This window comes from Dietzia sp. DQ11-71 (assembly GCF_014144995.1).
GTDB lineage: Bacteria > Actinomycetota > Actinomycetes > Mycobacteriales > Mycobacteriaceae > Dietzia > Dietzia kunjamensis.
On the sequence record NZ_JAALDT010000171.1, the window covers coordinates 1 to 5,027 of the forward strand.

Consider the following 5,027-nt stretch of genomic DNA (forward strand, 5'->3'; position numbering starts at 1 on the left):
CGGCCGCGGCGATCTCGGGATGGATCAACGGGGCCGCCGCGTCGGGCTTCGCGTTGCTCGGGGTGGGCATCGGCGCGACCTCCGGCCTGCTGGTGGCCCCGCACCTCGTGCGGGAGATCGACTCGCCGTTCGGCAGGCTGTCCGCGGGGCTGGCGATCATCGCGGTGATGGTGATCATCGGGCAGGTCGCCGGCGTCACGATCGGCCGCGCCGCCAGGCGCTACATCGCCGGATCCGGTGCACGACTCCTCGACAGCACGGTGGGCGCCGTCCTCCAGTCCGCGGCCATGCTGCTCGTGGCCTGGCTGGTCGCGGTGCCCATCGCCGCGCAGGAGGGACCCGGGCTGGGCAAGGCGGTGCGGGGGTCGTCCGTGCTGGCCAAGATCGACGACGTCGCCCCCGAACAGCTGCAACGGATCCCCGCGACGTTCACCTCGGTCCTCGGCACCACCGGTTTCCCGGACATCCTCGGCCCCTTCGGGACCACCCCGATGCAGGAGGTCCCACCGCCCGATCCGGTCCTCGCCGGCTCCGAGGTGGTGGCCCGCGTACAGCCGTCCGTGCTGAAGATCCGCGGCCGGGCCGAGTCCTGCAGCCGCGCGCTGGAGGGGTCGGGGTTCGTGGCCGCGCCGGGGCTCGTGATGACCAACGCGCACGTCGTGGCGGGCACCGAGTCCGCGACCGTGGTGTCCGGTGATGACGAGCTGGACGCCGAGGTGGTGGTCTACGACCCCCGCGTGGATATCGCGGTGCTGCGCGTGGACGGGCTGGACGCTCCGGTTCTTCCCTTCGCCGAGAACCGTGCCCGCACCGGCGACGACGCGATCGTCGTGGGCTACCCGGGCAACGGGCCCTACCGTCCGGACGCGGCACGGATCCGCGAGCGTGTGACCCTGCGCGGCCCGGACATCTACCGCGAGCAGACCGTCGAGCGCGAGGTGTACATCCTGCGGGGCTCCGTTCGCGAGGGCAATTCCGGCGGACCGCTGGTCACCCCGCAGGGGCAGGTCGCCGGTGTGGTGTTCGGCGCCGCGATGGACGCCGCGGACACCGGGTACGCGCTGACCGTGGAGCAGGTGCTGCCGCAGCTCCAGCTCGCGGTCGATGCGCAGGAGTCGGTCTCGACGGGGCGGTGCGTGGGGCTGCCCAGCTGATCACCGCGGGGCCCGGTCGGCGGGTCGGAGTCCCGGCGGCTCAGAGCGGGGTGACGCGCCGCGCGAAGTCCACGATCAGCCGGGATGTGGCGTCCGGGGCCTCCATCGCGGGGTAGTGCCCGGCCCCCGGGACCAGTTCGGTGGTGAAGTCGCGCGTCCACGCCGAGGACGCGCGGACGGTGGCCGGCAGAATGAACCGGTCCTCGGTTCCACTGATCCCCAGCACGGGCTGCGGCAGGACGCCCGAGACCGCGCGGCGGAAGTCGCGACCGTCCGGACGGAACTGGCTCCGCACCATCCAGCGGCGGCTCTCCAGGGTCAGGTGGGCGACCTTGGGGATGAGCATGGACCGCCTGAGCAGGTCGGCGGATTCGCGGAAGTCCTCCGTGTCGGGCCACGTGGGCCCGGATCGACTGCGGAGCATCTCCTCGACCACTGCGGCGCCGTCGCGGGTGAGGTGCCGCTCGGGCAATCGCGGCGCCTGGTCCGCGAGCAGGCGAGGCACCAGCGCGCGACGTTGGGAGCGGTCGAGCAGTGCGGCGCGCCGGGTGGCGACCGGGTGGGGAGAGCCGACGACGACGAGGCCCCGCACCGCGCGTGGCCGGCGGTAGGCGGCGGTCCATGCGATGAATCCGCCCTCGCCCTGGCCGACGACCACCGCCGAGGAGTGACCGAGGGCCCGGATGAGGTTGGTCATGTCCGCGGCCAGGGTCCACCCGTCGTAACCGCGCGGCGGCTTGTCCGAGTCGCCGTGGCCCCGGAGATCGACGGCAACGGCATGGAACCCGGCGTCGGCCAGCGCGAGCATGGGCGCCCGCATCGTCCACCAGATTCCACTGAGACCGTGGATCAGGAGGACCAGAGGGGGGAGTCGGCCCGGCGGGGTGTCGGCCGGCAGCGCCTCGGCGATGTGCAGGCGGATGCCGTTGGCCGAGACGTCACGATGCCGCCACGGCCCGTCGATCCTGACGATCGACGGGTCGGGCGGCCGGTGAGCGGGAGTTCTCAGGACTTCGACGCGGGCAAGGGCGTCTCGGTGACACGCACCGTGCCGGGCCGGGGCTCGTTGCCCTTCGGCATGGCCAGCTTGAGGTCCGACACCGAGTCGATGGTGCGCTGCGGCTTCCGGATCTTCTTGACCTTGCGGTAGCCGAGTAGTCCGAACACCGCCGCGAGCAGCACCAGGACGACGAACACGATGAGGAAGCCCATCCAGTCCCAGGTCTTGGTGCCGAACCACATCGAGATGAGCTTGGCCCACATGAACACGAACGGGAAGAAGGACATCAGCAGCAGGACGAGGGCCGCGACGAAGAAGCCGGACCCGGTCGCGGCCTTCTTCATCTGCTCGGTGACCTCGGTCTTCGCCAGCTCGATCTCGGCACGAACCAGTGTCGACACCTGCGTCGTGGCGTTCTTGACCAGGGTGCCGATACTGGCGTCGCCACGGCCGATCGAGTCAGCGTCATGCAGGGGGATCGAGGCCTCGGTCGGCTTGTGCGTTCCCTGGGCGTGGCTCACGGTTGTTCCTCCATAGTCCGGCGACGGATGCACCGTCGTCCATCGTGCCACGTCACGTGGCGGTGTTCACCCGCTACCCGTCAGCCGCGCGTGCCCTTCTCGCGGATCTGGTCCATGATCGTCGGATCCGACAGGGTCGAGGTGTCGCCGCCGTCGCGGCCCTCGGCCATGTCCTTGAGCAGGCGACGCATGATCTTGCCGGACCGCGTCTTGGGCAGCTCGGGCACGATCGTGATGTCGCGGGGCTTGGCGATCGGGGAGATCTCCCGCGACACCTCGGCCCGCAGCTCGTCGATGAGCTTCTGACGATCCTCCTCGGCGTCCACGTTGCCCCGCAGGATCACGTACGCGACGATCGCCTGGCCGGTGGTCTCGTCGTTGGCACCGACGACGGCGGCCTCGGCCACCGCGCGGTGGCCGACGAGGGCCGATTCGACCTCGGAGGTCGAGATGCGGTGACCGGAGATGTTCATGACGTCGTCGACGCGGCCGAGGACCCACAGGGCGCCGTCGGCATCCCACTTGGCGCCGTCACCGGCGAAGTAGTAGCCCTCCTCGGCGAACCGGGACCAGTAGGTGTCGCGATAGCGCTCCATGTCGCCCCAGATGCCGCGGAGCATGGCCGGCCACGGCTCGGTGATCACGAGGAAGCCCTGCTCGTCCGTCGCGACCTCCTTGGCGTCGCCGTCCACGATGGCGATCTCGATACCGGGCAGCGGCCGCATGGCGGAACCGGGCTTGGTCTCGGTGACGCCCGGGAGCGGGGAGATCATGATCGCGCCGGTCTCGGTCTGCCACCAGGTGTCGACGATGGGAGCCTTGCCGCCGCCGATGTTCTCGCGGTACCAGCGCCACGCCTCCGGGTTGATCGGCTCGCCGACCGAACCGAGCACGCGGATCGAGGACAGGTCGTGCGCGGCCGGGATCTCGTTGCCCCACTTCATGAACGTCCGGATCAGGGTCGGCGCGGAGTAGTAGATGGTGACGCCGTACTTCTCGATGATCTGGAAGTGACGGTGCTCGTCGGGCGAGTTCGGGGTTCCCTCGTAGACGATGCACTCGGCGCCGTTGGCCAGCGGGGCGTACACGCCGTAGGTGTGGCCCGTGACCCAGCCGACGTCCGCCGTGCACCAGTAGACGTCCTCGCCGGGCTTGTGGTCGAAGACGTTGTGGTGGGTGTACGCGGACTGGGTGAGGTACCCGCCCGAGGTGTGGACGATGCCCTTGGGCTTGCCGGTCGTGCCGGAGGTGTAGAGCAGGAACAGCGGGTGCTCCGAGTCGAAGGCCTCCGGCGTGTGCTCGGTGGACTGCTCGGACATCGCCTCGTCCCACCAGACGTCACGGCCGTCGGTCCAGTCCACGTCAAGACCGGTCCGGCGGACCACGAGCACGTTCTGCACGGACTCGGCGTCGCCGTCGGCATCGACGCCGTTTCCGGAGAGCGCGTCGTCGACTCCTGCCTTCAGCGGTGCGGGCTTACCGCGCCGGAACTGCCCGTCGGCGGTGATGACGAGCTTCGCCTCCGCGTCATCGATGCGGGAACGCAGCGCGTTCGGCGAGAAACCGGCGAAGACCACGGAGTGGGTCAGGCCCAGGCGGGCACACGCGAGCATCGCGATGTAGACCTCGGGCAGCAGGGGCATGTAGATGGCCACGCGGTCGCCGGCGACGAGGCCGAGGGAGCTGAGGTAGTTGGCCGCCCGGCTGACCTCGTCCTTGAGTTCGGCGTAGGTGATGTCGCGGGCGTCGTCGCCGGGCTCGCCGATCCAGTGGATGGCCACCCGGTCGCCGTTGCCGGCCTCCACGTGGCGGTCGACACAGTTGTAGGCCACGTTGAGCTTGCCGCCCACGAACCACTTGGCGACCGGCGCGTCAGACCAGTCCAGGACCTCGGTCCACTCGGTGTCCCAGTCGAGTCGCCGAGCCTGCTCCTCCCAGAAGGCGAGACGGTCGCTCGACGCGCTGTCGTAGAGGTCGGCCTGCGCATTGGCCTGCGCGGCGAAGTCGGGGTCGGGAGCGAAGGACTGGTCGTGCTCGGGAGCGGTCATCAGCGGCTCTCTCTCGGGATCAGATTTCACGGACGGCCGGGATCGTCACGGCGGAAGCGACCGGACCGATGTATGTGAGCGTAGTCACATGCGACGCGCCGTGTTCGGGATCCCGCCCGTCGGGGGGAGGTCGGGGGAGGCCTGCCCGATCCCGTTCACTCGCGAGGGGTGTTCTCGCCCTTCGTGGAGCCGCCGTCGGACGGTGGCCCGGCGGGTGTGGCGGGCCCCGGGCCGGAGGACTTCGCGGGCTCCGGGGTGTCGGTCGACGAGGACGAGGCAGCGGAGTTCGTCGTCGTCGTCGGCT

The 5,027-nt window shown here is 70.3% G+C and carries 4 protein-coding genes; 1 reads left to right on the forward strand and 3 read right to left on the reverse strand.

Translation table 11 applies throughout. The features are described from left to right. Window positions 1-1,154: MarP family serine protease (locus G6023_RS07125; protein ID WP_182634702.1), on the forward strand; the 1,154-nt coding region annotated here is incomplete at its 5' end. Window positions 1,155-1,194: 40 nt separating this feature from the next. Here the strand turns inward: G6023_RS07125 and G6023_RS07130 are convergent. The 3 genes from G6023_RS07130 to acs form a co-directional block, all read right to left on the reverse strand. Beyond that, entirely contained in the window at window positions 1,195-2,064 is an 870-nt protein-coding gene (locus G6023_RS07130; protein WP_182634709.1) for an alpha/beta fold hydrolase, read from the reverse strand. A gap of 95 nt (window positions 2,065-2,159) precedes the next feature. Next, entirely contained in the window at window positions 2,160-2,675 is a 516-nt protein-coding gene (locus G6023_RS07135; RefSeq protein WP_182634704.1) for a phage holin family protein, read from the reverse strand. Between the two features lie 80 nt (window positions 2,676-2,755). Beyond that, the gene (gene acs / locus G6023_RS07140; RefSeq protein WP_182634707.1) at window positions 2,756-4,723 is read right to left on the reverse strand and encodes an acetate--CoA ligase; all 1,968 of its coding nucleotides are present in this window, start codon (window positions 4,721-4,723) and stop codon (window positions 2,756-2,758) included. Window positions 4,724-5,027 lie beyond the last annotated feature (304 nt).